This is a genomic window from Burkholderia alba (assembly GCF_034721475.1).
GTDB classification, from domain to species: domain Bacteria; phylum Pseudomonadota; class Gammaproteobacteria; order Burkholderiales; family Burkholderiaceae; genus Burkholderia; species Burkholderia alba.
Genome location: NZ_JAWJWL010000055.1, coordinates 1 through 15,827, shown reverse-complemented (window position 1 = coordinate 15,827; position 15,827 = coordinate 1). Strand labels below are relative to the sequence as shown.

Annotated in this window: 16 protein-coding genes and 2 pseudogenes; 13 read left to right on the top strand and 5 right to left on the bottom strand. The window is 65.0% G+C overall.

Features of this window, described 5'->3' with window-relative positions:
- The first annotated feature begins 649 nt into the window (after positions 1–649).
- From RZR99_RS30880 to RZR99_RS30860, 5 genes and pseudogenes are all read left to right on the top strand, one after another.
- On the top strand, positions 650–961 hold the full coding sequence (locus RZR99_RS30880) for a BufA1 family periplasmic bufferin-type metallophore (RefSeq protein ID WP_323123545.1): 312 nt from the start codon (positions 650–652) through the stop codon (positions 959–961).
- A 33-nt stretch (positions 962–994) separates the two neighbouring features.
- On the top strand, positions 995–1,906 hold the full coding sequence (bufB, locus tag RZR99_RS30875; RefSeq protein WP_323123544.1) for an MNIO family bufferin maturase: 912 nt from the start codon (positions 995–997) through the stop codon (positions 1,904–1,906).
- Complete coding sequence (locus tag RZR99_RS30870) at positions 1,896–2,675, top strand: DNA-binding domain-containing protein (protein ID WP_323123543.1); 780 nt, start codon at positions 1,896–1,898, stop codon at positions 2,673–2,675. Before bufB ends, RZR99_RS30870 begins: the two co-directional genes overlap by 11 nt.
- Positions 2,676–2,680: 5 nt before the next feature.
- Entirely contained in the window at positions 2,681–3,184 is a 504-nt protein-coding gene (locus RZR99_RS30865; RefSeq protein ID WP_323123542.1) for a DoxX family protein, read from the top strand.
- Positions 3,185–3,284: 100 nt separating this feature from the next.
- Positions 3,285–3,908, top strand: a pseudogene (locus RZR99_RS30860) (DUF1109 domain-containing protein); the annotation flags it as partial.
- Here the strand turns inward: RZR99_RS30860 and RZR99_RS30855 are convergent.
- Complete coding sequence (locus RZR99_RS30855; RefSeq protein ID WP_323123541.1) at positions 3,818–4,513, bottom strand: DUF1109 domain-containing protein; 696 nt, start codon at positions 4,511–4,513, stop codon at positions 3,818–3,820. The pseudogene RZR99_RS30860 and the gene RZR99_RS30855 overlap by 91 nt on opposite strands.
- Positions 4,510–5,055 carry a sigma-70 family RNA polymerase sigma factor gene (locus RZR99_RS30850; protein WP_323123540.1) on the bottom strand — a complete coding sequence of 182 codons (546 nt, stop codon included), beginning with the start codon at positions 5,053–5,055 and terminating at the stop codon, positions 4,510–4,512. The genes RZR99_RS30855 and RZR99_RS30850 overlap by 4 nt, the downstream gene beginning before the upstream one ends.
- A 435-nt stretch (positions 5,056–5,490) precedes the next feature.
- Here RZR99_RS30850 and RZR99_RS30845 point away from each other — a divergent pair, with 435 nt between their 5' ends.
- The gene (locus RZR99_RS30845; RefSeq protein ID WP_323123539.1) at positions 5,491–6,084 is read left to right on the top strand and encodes a TetR/AcrR family transcriptional regulator; all 594 of its coding nucleotides are present in this window, start codon (positions 5,491–5,493) and stop codon (positions 6,082–6,084) included.
- 124 nt (positions 6,085–6,208) lie between these two features.
- Here the strand turns inward: RZR99_RS30845 and RZR99_RS30840 are convergent, their stop codons facing one another.
- Positions 6,209–7,099, bottom strand: coding sequence for a LysR family transcriptional regulator (locus RZR99_RS30840; RefSeq protein ID WP_323123538.1), 891 nt, complete (start codon positions 7,097–7,099; stop codon positions 6,209–6,211).
- Positions 7,100–7,200: 101 nt separating this feature from the next.
- Between RZR99_RS30840 and RZR99_RS30835 the strand changes: the two genes are divergently transcribed.
- The 7 genes from RZR99_RS30835 (at position 7,201) to RZR99_RS30805 (ending at position 15,456) form a co-directional block, all read left to right on the top strand.
- Positions 7,201–8,754, top strand: a complete 1,554-nt coding sequence (locus tag RZR99_RS30835; protein WP_323123537.1) for an AMP-binding protein — start codon at positions 7,201–7,203, stop codon at positions 8,752–8,754.
- 13 nt (positions 8,755–8,767) lie between these two features.
- Complete coding sequence (locus RZR99_RS30830) at positions 8,768–9,949, top strand: acyl-CoA dehydrogenase family protein (RefSeq protein WP_323123536.1); 1,182 nt, start codon at positions 8,768–8,770, stop codon at positions 9,947–9,949.
- Positions 9,950–9,952: 3 nt separating this feature from the next.
- The gene (locus RZR99_RS30825) at positions 9,953–11,071 is read left to right on the top strand and encodes a CaiB/BaiF CoA transferase family protein (RefSeq protein ID WP_323123535.1); all 1,119 of its coding nucleotides are present in this window, start codon (positions 9,953–9,955) and stop codon (positions 11,069–11,071) included.
- A gap of 64 nt (positions 11,072–11,135) precedes the next feature.
- Positions 11,136–12,437, top strand: a complete 1,302-nt coding sequence (locus tag RZR99_RS30820) for an MFS transporter (protein WP_407655536.1) — start codon at positions 11,136–11,138, stop codon at positions 12,435–12,437.
- 111 nt (positions 12,438–12,548) lie between these two features.
- Positions 12,549–13,607, top strand: a complete 1,059-nt coding sequence (locus RZR99_RS30815; RefSeq protein WP_323123533.1) for a porin — start codon at positions 12,549–12,551, stop codon at positions 13,605–13,607.
- 36 nt (positions 13,608–13,643) lie between these two features.
- Positions 13,644–14,033: a BON domain-containing protein gene (locus RZR99_RS30810; protein WP_323123532.1), complete on the top strand. Its 390-nt coding sequence runs from the start codon at positions 13,644–13,646 to the stop codon at positions 14,031–14,033.
- 55 nt (positions 14,034–14,088) lie between these two features.
- Positions 14,089–15,456 (top strand): serine hydrolase domain-containing protein, encoded by a 1,368-nt coding sequence (locus tag RZR99_RS30805; RefSeq protein ID WP_323123531.1) that lies wholly within the window; start codon positions 14,089–14,091, stop codon positions 15,454–15,456.
- Here the strand turns inward: RZR99_RS30805 and RZR99_RS30800 are convergent.
- Together RZR99_RS30800 and RZR99_RS30795 are read right to left on the bottom strand one after the other, a co-directional pair.
- Positions 15,403–15,585 (bottom strand): annotated as a pseudogene (locus RZR99_RS30800) (transposase); the annotation flags it as partial. The gene RZR99_RS30805 and the pseudogene RZR99_RS30800 sit on opposite strands and share 54 nt — an antisense overlap.
- 10 nt (positions 15,586–15,595) lie before the next feature.
- Positions 15,596–15,827: transposase (locus tag RZR99_RS30795; RefSeq protein WP_323123530.1), on the bottom strand; the 232-nt coding region annotated here is incomplete at its 5' end.

Sequence of the window (15,827 nt, the reverse complement as noted above, 5' to 3'; positions counted from 1 at the left end):
TCGACCGCCCGAACGCGGTCTTCGTATGAATACATGGACTACCTCCAAAGTAGTCCAAGATTTTGTCCGCATCCCCGTCGCCTGCGAGGCGTCATGCCGAGACGATCGACGCCGCGCTCTTCGAGTCCCTCAAAGACGCCAGGAACTGGTCGAAACCACGGGGCAGCGTTGAGTTGCAGGCTAGATCAGGATCCATGGCAGATTGCTCGATGCACGCTATTTGCAAATTTATGGCACAACCAGTTCGACGCCGCCGGGTGCTGAGACGTACATTCACGACACTGCTTGTCGCCAAGTTCCTTTGAGACGCCCAGGCAAGGCCGCGACATTCCCAAAGACGACTTTTCTGAGAATTTCGGTGGCCAAGGACATCTTTTCTGAGACGAGAAGCATGCGGCATTCTCAGAAAAGATGTCCAAGTCCTTGATCTGTCTAGGGTGCCAAAGACACCTTTTCTGAGAGCCCACATTTGGAGGCGTTTAGCGGCCCGTTCACGTTTGAAGCTCGTCCGCCTGAACACGGAATTTCTGACACCCCCCAATCGTCGGTTACAAATAATTCTCGTCCGGTGTAACCGATCATGTGGGTCGCACGAATTAACTTGCGTACCCACGACGGGTACCTTCCAGATCAATCATCGGAGAACACCATGTCGGCAAAACTCTCGCTCAATTCCGCACTGCTCATCGGCGCCGTCGCCAGCCTCGTCGCTTCGGTTGCGCATGCCGCGCCGCTCACGAAAGCCGAGGCCAACGCCGCCGTCGCCGCCCACAAGGAGAAGTGTTTCGGCGTCGCGTTGAAGGGACAGAACGACTGTGCGGCTGGCCCCGGCACGACTTGCCAGGGCACCTCGACCGTCGACTTCCAGGGCAACTCGTGGAAGTTCGTCCAGGGCGGCACGTGCACGAGCATCCAGGTGCCGGGCGGCGGTCACGGCTCGCTCACGGCGATGAAGTCGTAACGCGCATCGACAAGAGGAAATCCGGAGGCGATCATGAAAAATTTGATAAGTATTGCGAAGCATATGAACAGTGATCGCCTCCATTGCACACCGCCGCTCGTTGGCACGAGTTTCAAACCTTGCCACCTTGCGGACATCCTCGGTGACGGACTGCAGGGCGGCTTCTTCGAGGTGCACGCGGAGAACTACATGGGTGCGGGCGGGCCGCCGCATCGAGCGCTGAGCGCGCTGCGCGAAACCTATCCGGTCTCCGTGCATGGCGTGTGCCTGTCGATCGGCGGACCATCGCCGCTCGATCCGCATCACCTCGCCCGCTTTCGCGACGTCGTCGCGCGCTACGAACCCGTGCTCGTTTCCGAGCATCTTGCATGGTCGTCGCACGGCGGCGCCTTCTACAACGACCTGCTGCCGCTGCCCTACACGCAGTCGACGCTCGACCGGGTCTGCGCGCATGTCGACCAGGTTCAGGACGCAATTGCGCGCCCGCTTCTGCTCGAGAATCCGTCGACGTATGTCGGATTCGCGTCGTCGACGATGAGCGAAACCGAATTCATCGCGGCGGTCGCCCGGCGTACCGGTTGCGGCCTGTTGCTCGACATCAACAACGCGTTCGTGTCGGCGACCAATCACGGTTGCTCGGCCGCTGACTATCTCGCGGCCTTTCCGCTCGAACAGGTCGGCGAGATCCATCTGGCCGGACACAGCGAACAACGCGACGACGAGGACGAACCGCTCCTCATCGACAGCCACGATTGCCCGGTCGCTGACCCCGTATGGCGGTTGTACGCGAGCGTGATCGTCCGCACGGGCCCGGTGCCGACCCTCGTCGAATGGGACAGCCAGCTTCCCGACTGGTCCGTTCTGCGCGCGCAGGCGCTGGAGGCCCGCCGGATCATGACCGCACCCGTCGCATCGCCCATGGAGGTGGCCGATCATGCGCTCTGATGCGATCCCTTCCGATTACGCGTGCGCGTTCGCGCCGGGCCTCACGAATCCGTCGATCGGCGCGCCAGACGACGCGATCGCCTACGGGCAAAAGCGCGTCGCCCGCCGCTACGACGTGTACCGCAACAACGTGACGGTCAGCCTGATCGACGCGCTCGCCGCGATTTATCCGTCCGTGCAACGCATCGTCGGTGTCGAGTTCTTCCGCGCGATGGCGCGCTTCCACGCGCGAGAAACGCTGCCCGTCTCACCGCTGCTGTTCGAATACGGCCGCGACTTTCCGGACTTCATCGCCAGGTACGAATACGCCCGCGCGATGCCGTGGCTCGCGGATACAGCCCGTATCGAGCGTGCGTGGCTTGACGCGTATCACGCGGCCGATCTGCCGACGCTCGCCGCTGATGCATTCGCGACGATCGCGCCGGATTCGCTGGCCGCGGTACGTCTCGTTCCGCATCCGGCCACCCGCATCGTGCGCTCGCCGTATCCGGCCGTCGCGATCTTCGCGATGAACCGGGCCGATGGCCCCGTCGTGCCGCTGCGCTCCGGCGAAGCGGAGGACGCGCTCGTCACGCGTCCGACGCACGACGTGATCGTCTCCCGGCTCCCGCCCGGTGGCGCGGCGTTCCTGATTAGCCTGATCGACGGAGCGTCGCTCGGCGACGCGGTCGCGATCGCCCTCGAAGACAATCCCGCCTTCGATCTCGCGGCCGGCTTGCACGGCATGATCGAAGCCGGCGCATTGACCGCCGTCCACTCTGGAGCTTGACTGCCATGTCCGATCTACACACTGTCGAACGCGCGCCGCTGCACGCGCTCGCATCGCTCGTCAGCCGTGCGCGGCACGGCGTCCAGTGGCTTGCCCGACCCTGGCTTGCGCAACTTGCGCTGAGGCTCGCGCTCGCGGTGCCGTTCTGGAAATCCGGCATCCTCAAATGGGACGGTTTCCTGCGGCTAAACGACACCGCGATCGACTTGTTCACGAGCGAATTCAAGCTGCATCTGCCTGGCGGTCCGTACCCGTTTCCCGCCCCGGCCGTGTTCGCCTTTCTGTCCGGTTGCGGGGAGGTGCTGTTCCCGGTGCTGCTGGTACTCGGCCTCGGTACGCGATTCGCAGCGGCCGGCCTGTTCGTGATGACCTGCATCGTCGAGCTGACGGTGCCGGATGGCTGGCCGATTCACCTGACGTGGGCCGCGATGGCCCTCGGCATCGCGGCGTGGGGCCCGGGCTGCTTGTCGATCGACCACCTGCTCGGCGACCGCTCGCCGCGCGACTGAGCCGACGGCTTCGCGGCGCACCGGGGCCGCCGGATTCCCGCGGTGCGGCAACGCGCCGTCGTGCCGCCCCGGAACGCCGGCCGTTCTTCGCCTCTTCACGATGAAAACCCGAGACCTGGTTACCCGGCTGGCAGTCGATCTGAAGCCGGTCGAATCCGGCGCGGCTTCGCAGCAGCTTTACCGCGCGCTCGTTGTCGGCTTCTCCGGCAGCACTGCGCTTCTCGTCGCGTTATATGGCATCCGCAGCGACATGCCGCAACTGATCCTGACGACGATGTTCTGGGCGCGGCTCGCGTTTCCGCTCGCCGTCGTCTTCTCTGCGACGAGGCTCGCCGAACGCCTCGGCCGCCCCGGCGCGCAACTGTGCCCCGCGGGGCTCGCGATTGCGCTGCCGGTCGCCGCGATGCTGCTCGCCACGGGTGGTGTGCTGGTCGCAACCCCGCCCGGCTACCGGCTGCAACTGGTACTCGGAACGACATGGCGGACCACCGCCGCGGATGTCGTCCTGCTGTCGTTGCCGCCACTGGCCGCCGCCTTGCATGCGATGAAGCAGCTCGCGCCGACGCGCCTCATGCTCGCCGGCGCGGGCGCCGGTCTCCTTGCCGGCGCACAGGCGCTCATCGTCTATTCGCTCTACTGCGCCGAGATGTCGATACCGTTCTGGGGCGTCTGGTATGTGCTGTCGCTCGTGATGACGGTGGGCCTGGGTGCGGTGCTTGCGCCGAGCGCAGCCGGCAATACCATCCCGAGCAGATACCAGACGCTCCAGAATGCCGGGCTCATTTCCGGGCAGTGGAAACAGTAGGCGATCGTCGCGATCGCACTCGCGGCGAGTCCCGCCGCCGCGCCCGCGGTACGCAGCCGCGTCGGCGCCAGCCCCCGGATCGCAACGAACATCGCCACGAACCCGGGCACCGACAGCAGAACGATGTTGAACGGACACACGCGCCACGTCTGACCGAGCACGACCGCGAGCCGGTCGCCTGATCCGGCTGTCGCGACCGCAAGGAGGCCCGCGATCCAGATCGCCACGACGCCGACGCCGACGATCGGCCAGCCGGCACCGACGGCTGCGCCGGGGCGGGCGAGCCGCACGGCCGCCACGATCGCGCCTGCCGCCACGCAAACCGGAAACGCGAGCTTCGCCCAGAAGAGCGGCGTGCGTATCACGGTCGATAAATCGGGACGCACGCCGAACGCGATCGTCATCAGCAGCACGGCGCCCGCCGCGGCAATGGCGAACGCACCGCCCAGGCGCCGGGCCGGGACACCGCGCGCGACGGGTGTGATACCCGTCGCCAATACATCGATGAAATCGTCCGTTTTCATATCATTCCCCGCACGCGCGCCGCGAGCGCCTTCAGTCCCCTGTGGATGCTGACCTTGACGACGGATTCGGACGCACCGATCAGTTGCGCCGCCTCGGCAACCGACAAGCCCTGCAGCTTCACATGCAGGATCGATAGCCGCTGTTTGTCCGGCAGATGCTCGAGTAGCCGGCCGATGTCGCGATGCGCGTCGGATGCATCGTCGTCGGGTTCGGAAAAGATGTCCGTGTGATCGTCGATCGGATCGTGCAGCGCTTCGCGGCGGGCGCGCGTCCGGAAAAAATCCATCAGCTTGTAGCGCGCGATCGCATGCACCCATGCTGTCAGCGGTTCGTCCGCGCGATACGTGTGACGTGCATTATGGACGGCGAGCAGGATCTCTTGCACGAGATCCTCGATGTCCGCATCGAACTGCGGAATCCGCTTGCGGAGAAAACCGCGCACGTGGCGGGTCAGCTCCGACAGGAACGACCGGTAATCCGACGCATTGCCGGCGAGGCCGCTGACGAACAGGGCTTTTAGGCGGGATTCCACGGGATGCAAGATCGGCCTCCGGATCTATCGCACCGAGCCGTCTCGCCGCAGCCGCGCTACGTCCCGCGCGCCGGGGCCCGCTGCCCGCGCCAGCGCGTCCGGCCGACCCGCGTGACTGCGATCGACGCCATTCGGTCCGTCTGCGACCGCTAATCGCCTGTTTTCGATGCCCATGCCGCGGTTCCTTGTTCGATTCGACATTCCGTCCGGGCCGATGGATCGGCCGGATACCGTACGTGCCTGCCGCGATGAAACCGCACTGCGCGGCGATCTCGATTCCACCATGCCGAGAACCGGCCGATTGCGATCCCCGGCGCCGGGCGTTCCGCCAACTTGCCACGGGTTCGCGCCAAGCAATTTTAGATCGACTGATCTAGAATATCGCGGTACCTCGCCCATTGCAATGCGGGGCGTTGCGAGCACCCGGAAAGGAGGAACACGACCATGGCCCGCCCCCGGGAATTCGACGAATCGGCCGCACTCGACGCCGCGGTCTACCGCTTTTGGGTCCACGGCTACGAGGCGACGTCGGTGCGCGATCTCGCGCACGACATGGGCATCACGGGCGCGAGCCTCTACAACGCGTTCGGCGACAAGCGCATGCTATTTCGGCGAGCGCTCTCGCACTATGTCGAGCGCAGCTTTGGCGACCGGCAGTCGCGGCTCGAGGCAACGCTGCCGCCTCGCGAGATCATCAGGGGCTTCTTCCGCGAGATCATCGACCGCTCGGTCGACGACGAGGATCGGAAAGGGTGCCTCCTCGTCAATTCGGCGCTCGAGGTTGCGCCGCACGACCCGGAATTCCGATCGATGATCGCCGGCGTGCTGGAGAGCGTGCAGGCGTTCTTCCGGGTCCAGATCGTCGCCGGCCAGTCGTCGGGGGATATCCCGTCCGACCGTTCACCCGATGATCTGGCGAACCTGCTGCTCGGGGTGCACCTGGGCATCCGCGTGCTTGCACGCACGCGGCCGGAGCGCGCGCTGCTCGAAGGGCTCGCGCGGCCGGCGCTCGCGCTTCTTGGCAATGACGCCGATTGACCTTCGTGTTTCCGCCGGAAATTTGATGGATCGCTTATACGATCGACGTCATAGCGACTTTAAACACGCGGTTCCGGTGCCTAGATGCCTCGTCTTTCTGAATGAGTTCGTCACCCAACCTGAATTACCTCACTTTCTCCTGAAGTAGGGCGATGATCCGCTGCGCGAGCGGCGACATGTATGCACCGGTCCGATGCATCGCGCCAATGTGTCTGCGCAGCTCGAGTTCACCAGCCTGCAGGTCGAGTGCACGCAGCCCGTTAAGCTGATCGAGTGCCTCGGTCCCGCCGACACATAGCAGCGGTGTACCGCGAAGCAGGTGCAGCAGAGATGGGCTGCCGAAATCCGTTTCGACACGCAGGCGCGGGCCGGCCAGGCCGCGGGCGCGGAACGCATCGTCGATTTGACGACGCACGGGCACCGTCGCCTCGGGCAGTAGCCATTCCTGATCCTGGAGATCAGCAAGCGAGAGGCTGCGTTTGAGCTGCAACGGATGGGCTTCGTCGGCCAGCACTGAGAGGCGGTCTTGAAACAGCTCGATGGTCGCGAGTGCTGGATCTCGCTGCGGCGGCGCAGGCGCGACGACGAGATCGAGTTCGCCGGCCGAGAGCAAGTCGACCAGTTCACGCGCGAGCCTGCAGCGCAGCCGCAACCGAGCTGCTGGTCGCTCGCGTATCAGTTGCCGGCACGTGCCCAACACCAGCGCGGTCGGCACGGTGGGCGAGTAACCAATCCGTACGACGCCCTGCTCGCCGCCCTGGATCGCGCGCATCTCTTGCATTGCATCGTCGAACTCGAGCGCGATTCGCTGCGCGCGCGCGATGAAACGGACACCGGCTGAAGTCGGTGTCATCCCATGTGCGGTTCGATCGAACAGCGTGACGCCGACCTGCGATTCCAGGCGCCGCATGGCCTTCGTCAGTGCTGGCTGCGACAAACCCAATGCGTCGGCTGCCTTGCCGATGCTGCCGTGCCGTTCGACGGCCAACAGGTACTCCAGGTCGCGGGTATCCATCTGAACATTCCCATCGGTTATGACTATATAGCCATCGATGCATTGTGGTGATGTGCGTGCATCTTACAGACTGGAGCCATCGTTCGACCAGGAGAATTCGCTTGAGCTTCACCTACTTTCTGCAGCGCGCCGCCCGTTACTGGGGCGACCGGCCCGCCGTGCTGCATCGCGACCGCGCAGTCACTTATCGTCAGCTCGACGAGCGTTCGACGCGCCTCGCGAACGCACTGCGTGGGCTGGGCTTCACGCCCGGCTCGCGGATCGCTGTGCAGGCGCGCAATAGCATCGAGCTCGTCGAGATCGAGTGTGCGCTGTACAAGGCGGGTCTCGTCAAGGCTGCGCTGAACCCGCGTTTTACCGCAGCCGAAGCGGCCGATGTTGTCGGCAACTGCACGCCCATCGCGTTTATCGGCGGCCGCGGCTATACGCATTACACGCCCAACTCGCCGGGCTTCGAGTCGGTGGAACGGTTCGTGTCGATCGACGGGGTGACCGATGGCTACCTCGATTACGAAACGCTCCTCGCGCAGGGCAGTGCCACGATGCCCGATTACACGCCGACGGCCGACGATCTCGCGGTGCTGCATTTCTCGTCGGGCTCGACGGGGCGAATCAAGGCCGCGATGCAGAGCTATGGCAACCGGCTCGCGTCGCTGCGCAAGATCGTGCTGGGGATGGACCGCCTTGCCCAGCCCGGCGACCGGCTCGCGTTGATCGGGCCGATCACACACGCGTCGGGGATGCTGATGCAACCCTACTTGTTCTGTGGCGCGACGCTCGTGTTGTTTGACGCATTCGAGCCGGCACACTTCCTCGCCGAAGTGGCGCGGTTGCGCATCACGCATGCGTTCATGGTGCCGGCGATGATTAACATGGTGCTGAACGAGCCGGACCTCGTGCACTCCGACCTGCGAAGCCTGAAAGTGCTGGGCTATGGCGCAGCGCCGATGGCACCGGCGCGTATCGAAGAGGCCTGGTCGCGCATCGGTCCGGTGCTGTCGCAGGGCTACGGCGCCAGCGAGTCGACGTCGGGCGTCACGCGTCTCGGCATCGCCGATCACGCACACGCGCTGCTGACCGACCATGCGCGACTCGCCTCCTGCGGCCGGCCGCTCGGTGAGACCGAGGTCCGCGTTGTAGGCGCTGACGGGCACGAAGTCGAAGGCGATGCTATCGGTGAGATTGTGATTCGCGGCGCGGACGTGTTCCAGGGTTACTGGAACGCGCCGGAGCTGACGCGCGAGGTGCTGGTCGACGGCTGGCTGCATACGGGTGATCTCGCGCGCACCGACGATGAAGGGTTCATCTATCTCGTTGACCGCAAGAACGACATGATCATTTCGGGCGGCTTCAACGTGTACCCGACGGAAGTCGAGGCAACGCTGTATCGGCATGCGGACGTGCTCGAGGCGTGTGTCGTCGGCGTGCCCGACGAAAAGTGGGGCGAGGCCGTGAAGGCGGTCGTCGTGCTGAAGCCCGGTCGCGACGTGCAGGCCGCCGATCTCGTCGCGCATTGCCGCGCGCTGCTCGCCGACTACAAGCTGCCGCGCTCAATCGATTTCGTCGCGGAGCTGCCAAAGAACGCCAGCGGCAAGATCGCCCGCAAGCTCGTCCGCGAGCAGTACTGGCACGGCGTCGCGCGCCGCGTCAACTGAAGGAGACACCACCATGTTCGATCATCTGGATCGCCCCGAATTCGTCGCGCTGCGCGCGGCCGTGCTGCGCTTCGTCGACGATGAGTTGCGCCCGATCGAGCGCGAGCTGCGGCTCGACTCCGAGGCCGTGTGGCCGCGCGACGTGCTGCGCCGCGTGTGGCGGCGTTCGTCCGAACTCGGCTTCTACACCGCGAGTCTGCCCGTCGCGCTCGGCGGCCAGGGGCTGTCGATCGTCGAGACCTGCGCGCTGAAGGCCGACCTTGCCGCATCGGGCGCGGCGCTTGCGCCGCACGTGCTCGGCGAACTGGGCGGACCGCCCCGCGTTGGCAATATGCTGAAGTACGCGACGCCTGCGCAGCTCGAGCGCTATTTCAAGCCGGTGATGCGCGGCGAGAAGTCGACCTGCTTCGCGTTGACCGAACCGCACTCGGGTTCCGACGCGATGAGCATTCGCACCTCGGCGGTTGAGGACGGAGACGCGCTCGTGATCAATGGCACGAAGCACTACATCAGCGGCGCGCCGTTCGCCGATTTCGCGATCGTGATGTGCGTGACCGACGCGGCCGCGACGCCGCCGCAGATCACGGCGGTGCTCGTCGATCTCGACCTGCCGGGCGTCACCGTCGAGCACGAATACGTGCCGATGTCCGGCCAGCACATCGATGCGGACATCCGTTTCGACAACGTGCGCGTGCCGCGCGAGAACGTGTTCGGCGGCGTCGGCAACGGCTTCAAGCTCGGCATGTCGCGGATCAACGTGAACCGGCTGCTGCATTGCCCGACGATGCTCGGCCTCGCGATGTCGGCCTATCGTGCGTCGCTCGACTACGCGCGCACGCGCCGGCAGTTCGGCGGGCCGATCGCGCGCTTTCAGGCGATCCAGCACATGCTGGCCGACATGGCTGCCGCGCTGTGGGCGTGCGAGAGCATGATCGCGCACACGGCCATGCTCGCCGACGCGGGCGCCGACCTGCGCATGGCGGCGGCCGCGTGCAAGCTGTTCGTATCGGAGCGCTGCTTCGAGGTCGCGGACAAGGCCGTGCAGATTCACGGCAACGTCGGCGTCACGCGCGGCCATCCGGTCGAGCAGACGTTCCGCAAGTTACGGATGTTCCGGATCCTGACCGGCACGAGCGAGATCCAGCGCAACACGATCGCGAAGGCAATTCTCGAACCGGCCGGCACGGGAGCCTGAGCGATGACGGCCGATATCCCGCGCGACGATGCGAAGCCGGTCTGGTCGTGTTTGAACGACGTGACGATCCTGGACGTGAGCCAGTTGCTGCCGGGCCCGCACGCGTGTGCGCTGCTTCGGCAACTCGGTGCAGACGTCGTCAAGATCGAGCCGCCGCTGACCGGTGACGCATCGCGCATGCTTGGCGAGGGCGTGTTCGCGCAATTCAATCGCGGCAAGCGCTCGGTCGCACTCGACCTGAAGGCGCCCGCGGATCGCGAGCGCTTTCTCGCGCTCGTGCGCGGAGCCGACGCCGTCGTCGAAGGTTTTCGGCCAGGCGTGATGGCGCGGCTCGGGATCGGCTACGACACGCTCGCGCGCATCAATCCGCGCGTCGTACTGTGCTCGATTTCGGGCTACGGGCAAGACGGGCCGAATGCAACTCGCCCCGGCCACGACCTGAATTTCCTCGCGGAAGCCGGTTACTGGGCGACTCCGGCCCAGGTCGACGACGTGGTCAGCCGGCCGCGTGTGCGGCTCGCGGATTACGCGGCCGCGATGCATGCGGCGCTGGCGCTGTCCGTGGCCGTGATGAGCGCTCGCACAAACGGTCGGGGGCAGCACCTCGATGTATCGATTCACGACACGACGCTCGCGTGGACTGCACCGGCGACATGGGCGTCTCGCGCACAAGGCTCAGCGTCATCCGACGCGCCGTGGGTGATGCCTGATAACGACTTGTTCGAGACAGCGGACGGCCGCCATCTCGCGCTTGGCATCCTCGAAGACAAGTTCTGGATGACATTGGGCGATGCGCTCGGCGACGCCTTTCCGGCGCTGCGTGATCCGCGTTTTGCGTGGCGGTCCGGCCGGCAACGACTGAAGCGTGAGGTCAGCGACCTGCTGAAGTCGATGTTCGCGAGCCGCACGCTGGTGGATTGGATGCACGCGCTGCGTGGGTTCGACTTGCCGGTGTCGCCGCTACTCGGCCCGAACGAGCTGTTCGCCGATCCGCATGTGCGTGCGCGAGGCGTCACGCGCGAGATCGACGGCGCGCTTGCCGTGCGCTTTCCGGTGAAGTTCTCGCTGGGGCTGCCGGATGGCGATGCGCACGTGCCGCGGCTGGGCGAGCACGACGCGTAGCGGCCGTGCGGCGCGCCGCTGCCCGAACAGGGCGGCTCATATGAAAAGCATGGAGACACGAATGATGGCAGGCGACACGCAATACCGCCCGGCACGGGCATGGTCGATCGCGATCATGCTTGCGCTGATGATGCTGGTGAATTTTCTCGACAAGGTGGCGCTCGGCCTTGTGTCGGTGCCGATGATGCGCGACTTGCATCTGACGCCGGCGCAGTTCGGTCTGGTCGGCGGCAGCCTGAACTGGTTATTCGCGATCTCGGCCGTCGCAGGCGGGATCGCAGCGAATCGCAAGCCCGCCAAGTGGCTGCTGTTCGGGATGGCGGCCGCTTGGTCCGCGCTGCAGTTGCCGATGCTCTTCGCCGGATCGATCTGGATCTTGATTGCGTGCCGCGTGCTGCTGGGCGCGGGCGAAGGGCCCGCGTCGCCGGTCGCGACCCATGCGATCTACAAATGGTTTCCGGACACGCGTCGCAATCTGCCTGTCGCGCTGCTGCATCAGGGGAGCGCGCTCGGGCTCCTGATCGCGGGCTTGACGATTCCCGTCGTGACCACGCATTGGGGCTGGCGGGCGAACTTCGCGATGCTTGCGCTGCTTGGCGCCGCGTGGTGCATCGTGTGGGCCGTGTACGGCGAGGAGGGCACGTTGATGGATGCGACGCGCGCTGTGGACAGCAAGCGCGTTCAGTACGGGCTGCTCCTGACCGACCGCACTGTGATCGGCAACTTTCTCGGGCATTTCGCGGCGAACTGGATTCTCGCGATGACTCTCACGTGGATGCCGGCCTACCTGCAACTGGGGCTCGGCTTCGAGCCGCATGCGGCGGGTCGCCTGTTCGCACTGTTCGTTGCGGTAACGTCGCCGCTGAGTCTCGGACTTGCGTGGTTGTCGCAGACGCTGCTTGCACGTGGCGTGCCGTCGCGCTACGGGCGCGGCGTGTTCGTTGCGATGACGCTCTCGATCGCGGGGTTGCTGCTGGCGGCGCTTGCCGTGCCTAGTCTGCCGCCCGCAACGAAGCTCGTGCTGTTGACGGTTGGCAGCGGCATGACGCTGACAATGTACTCGATCGGTCCCGCGATGCTCGCCGAAGTGACGCCCGATGTTCAGCGAGGCGGCGTGCTCGCAATCAGCAACGCGTTCGCGTCGCTTGCCGGACTCGGTGCACCCATCGTCACCGGGCTTTTGATCGAAGCGAGCGGCTCGTCGACGGCGCGCGGCTTCGAGCAGGCATGCCTGGTGTCTGGCGTAGTGCTCGTGCTGGGCGGGCTACTCGGCGCCGTGAGCCTTGACCCGCAGCGTTCGTTGCGCCGCCTGGCGCGCGCAACACGTGACGAGCGAGGCGCGATGGGAGCGTCGCGCGGCTCATAGGCCCACGATGTGGTGCGATACGCCACATCGGTAATTTGAATAAAAAGTAATCCTAACCGAGGGAGAGATTTTAACAAACGAAGAGACGATTCATCAAAACGGAGGAGACAGATGAGAAAAGTGACGGCGGCAGCAATGATTGGTGCCCTTGCAGGGGCTGCCCACGCGCAGTCGAGCGTGACGCTGTTCGGTCAGACGGGTGGAGGCGTGCGCTGGGTGAACGGCTTGACGGGTGGCAGTCAAGTCGGCTTCAACAACAATATCATCGCGGGCAACGATTTCGGCATCCGCGGCAAGGAGGATCTCGGCGGCGGGTTGAAGGCGCTGTTCGTGCTCAGTGGCGCCTTTTACAGCGGCACTGGCGCAGCCAAGACGGCAGGTACGCTGTTCTCGCAGGCCGCGTACGTGGGCCTGACCGGCGATTTCGGGCGCATCACGTTCGGCCGGCAGTTTAATGCGGCGGAAGATCTCGGCATCGCGCTCGATCCGCTCGGCGGACGCGGGCAGTCGCTCTCAGTCGAGCCGGGCGTGTTGTATGACGGCAATCCGTTCACGCTCGACTCGCGCTTCAACAACACGATCAAGTATCTCGGGCAGGTGGGCGGCTTGCGGTTCGGCGCAAACTATTCGCCCGGCGGCGTCGCGGGCAGCTCGCATGCAGGCACGAACTACTCGGTCGCCGCGATGTACACGTTTGCCGACCTGATGGGCGGTGTGTCGTACGCGAAGACCTACAGCCCGGACGGCTCGCAGTCGGCACAAACGATCCAGACGGGCGGCACGCTGCAGCTCGGCCGCGCGCGCTTCTACCTGAGCTATGCGTCGCTCAATGTCACCGCGAACAAGGCCGGTGCACCTTCGCGGCGCGATGACATCCCGTCGTTCGGCGTCGTCGTGCAGCCGGTGTCGTCGGTGCAGTTGAGCGCGGCCGCGTTCTACGATCGGGCACGCAATCTCGGTAACGTGCGGGACGCGGACGGCCACAAGCTGACGATCTATGCAATCGCCGAGTACTTCCTGTCGAAGCGCACCGAGGTGTATGTCGAAGTCGACCGCAACGGGATGACCGGTGCATACATGCGCGACCCCGCGACGATCGCGGCGCTGAACCTGCGGCGCGGCGCAAGCGCGACGACCGGCGTGTCGATCGGCCTGATGACGAAGTTCTGACGCCTTCTTCCACCGTTTCCGGAGCTTCTTCCAATCATGCGTACTTCATCTCGACTCGTCACGGTACTGCTCACGGCCGCATTCTGGACCGGTGCTGCATATGCGCAAGGCGATGCAGCGAGCGCAGCGGACTCGTGGCCGGCGCCCGTGCAGGAATCCGCGCAGGCGTCTGCACCAGCCAGTCTGTCGGCAACCCAGCGCAAGGCTGCTGACCGCGAGTTGAAGCGCCGCGTCAGCTCTGCGCTCGGCCGTACGCGAGGGCTCAATGCGACACGCATTCTCGTGCGCGCACGCGACGGAAACGTGACGCTGGCGGGCTCGGTTATGGACACAAGTCAGGCGAACTTGGCCGTGACTGTTGCTCGGCACGTCGACGGTGTCGTGTCCGTGTCGAACCTGCTGCGGATCGATTCTCAGCCGCTGTGAACCTGGGGCTGCGTCTTGCGCAGCCTGTTTTCTTTTCATGACGAGACAACTCCCGATGCGATTCCATCGAAAATTTCACCGCACTCCGAACGCGCGACGACTTGCTGGTGCGTTTGTTCTGGCCGGAGGGCTCGCGCTTGGTGGTGCGCCTGCGCGTGCTGCTTCCGAGACCGTCGCGCCGGGCGTGATGCAGGGCTTCCCGCCACCGGCCGACCAGGTTGTCACCAAGGCGAACGCGTTTACGCCGACACGACTGCGCTGGGCGTTGGGCAACACGCGACTGCTGGCTCCGACGGCTGGGATTCGGCATGCGGCTACTCCGATGCCATTGCCGGAGCAACTGGCTTCGGGCCTCGACTCGCTGCCCGTCACGATCGGTGGCGAGACGCTGACGCTCGATGCGTACCTGCGCGCAACGCATACGGACGGTTTCATCGTCCTCCAGCGCGGTCGGATCGTCTACGAACGCTATTTCGACGGGTTCCGGCCCGATCAGGCGCATGCATGGGCGTCGATGACGAAGTCGGTGACGGGCCTGCTTGCCGCACAATTGATCGGATCGGGCGCGCTCGATGCAAGTGCGCCGCTGTCACGCGCCGTGCCGGAGCTTGCCGACACACCGTTCGGCAGCGCGACGCTGCAACAAAATCTTGATATGGAGGTGCCTACCGCATACGCACCGGGTTTGCCGCCGGACCTAGGCCTGTTTGGCGCAGTCGGATTGTTGCCGCACCGCGAAGGCGCGCCGTCCAGCATCGTCGATTTTCTGCTGACTGTGCGGCGCGTGCCAGACGTCGCGCCGGGCAGCATGTGGTTCTACCAGAACGGCTCACCGGAAGCTGTCGCGTGGGCAATGCAGCGTGCGACGGGGCAGTCGTGGAGCGCGTTGGTCGAGCGGTTGTTGTGGCGAGAATTCGCCGAGGACGATGCGTATGTCGCGGTGGACCGAAACGCAATGGCGATGGCTAGCGGCGGGCTGTATACGACGTTGCGTGACGCTGCGCGATTTGCGGAGCGCATGCGTATGGGGTTAGAAGGCGCGCCGGGTACGCTGCCCGCGTCGACGGTCCGCGCGGTGTTGCAGCCAGCACATAACGCGGACTTATTCGCGAAGGGTAACGTCGTGCAGGGCAAGGACGGATTTTCCTATCGCGACTACTGGTATCAGGTGAATGATGGTGATGGTTCATTCGCAGCGGCGGGACGTTTCGGCCAGGCGATCTTTGTTGATCCGAAGACTGCGGTGACCATCGTCAAGTTCTCTTCGTCACCCGACTTCGCACCCCGTGCGCTTGATGCGAAAAGCGACGCGTCGCGGCCGCGTGCTGCGCTCGAACGTGGTGACGCACTTAGAGATGTTAGCCAGATGTTAACAAAAGTTTTGCAAGGGTCGCCCGCAAATGACGCAGCAGGCCAGCTTTAGGAAAGCTTCATGAATGAACGCCAAGCGCTCGAAGCGGATACGCAGTCGCCGGAAGTTATGTAGCCACGAGATGGTCCGCTCGACGACCCAGCGGGTTTTGCCCAGACCGCTGCCATGGGGCTGGCCGCGCCGCGCCATTTCAGTGGTCATGCCGGCAGCATGTAATGNAGGCCAGCTTCAGGAAAGCTTCATGAATGAACGCCAAGCGCTCGAAGCGGATACGCAGTCGCCGGAAGTTATGTAGCCACGAGATGGTCCGCTCGACGACCCAGCGGGTTTTGCCCGGACCGCTGCCATGGGGCTGGCCGCGCCGCGCCATTTCAGTGGTCATGCCGGCAGCATGTAATGGGCGGCGGCATTTGTCGTGATCG